Here is an 876-nt window from a genome sequence, read left to right on the forward strand (position 1 = left end):
TGATGGCGCAACAGAAGTGCTCAAAGACCATGAAGACAGCACTTGGCAAGCCGAAATTTGGGACTTTAAAGGCTTGGCACTCCTTGGCTTAGAACGCCTAGACGCCGCGGAAGAAGCAACCCAAAAAGCGCACAAACTGGCCATTGAGCACGATCTAACGTGGATGAAAGCACACTCTTTCATCAGTCGAGCAAGACTAGAGCTACTGCGTAAAAACACGGACAGCGCAGCCGAGTTGTTGCTTGCCGCAGAAGAATCCGCGCTTAATTTCGATAACGGCGAACTGCTAAGTCAGATCTGTTTTCAGCAATCTCGCGTTGCTGAAGAGCAAGGCGATTTCGAAGCGGCATTTAATGCGTTTAAAAAATACCGCAAACATGCACTGAAAATGCTCAAAGAGCAGACCAATCGTGTCAGCATGGATAAAGCGCGCGGCTCAAAACGCCAGCTAGAACAACGTGCTCGCAAGCTCATCAATCGTATTCGCTCTCAACATGAATACGATCCCGAAAAGCAGTTTTCTAACGTCGTTTCTGAAACGTACTGGTGGGAACAACTGGTTCTATTTAAGACTGAGCTTAAACGCTCTAACCATGCGGTGATCATGATTCGCCACTCCAATCCTGCGTTTCTCGATGCTTGTACTGAACTGGTTCACTCATTAACGATGCCAAGCGATCTCATTTCACGCCTATCTAGCGATCGACTCGCTATGTTGATTGCCGAAAAAGATCAAGCCGCAGAAGAGCTCTACCGAACCGTGCATGCCATGTTAGACATTTATCCATGGGAACGACGTGGCCTCAAAGGGCCAAAGCCGACATTGTATTTACAAGACATCCTGACTTTCCCATTTACTTTAGAGCAGTTGGAAGA

At 47.5% G+C, this 876-nt stretch carries 1 pseudogene; it reads left to right on the plus strand.

Going from position 1 to position 876, the window contains the following annotated elements:
• Window positions 1–876 (plus strand): annotated as a pseudogene (locus R8O11_RS26145) (hypothetical protein); the annotation flags it as partial.

The organism is Vibrio sp. 1288, assembly GCF_033344475.1.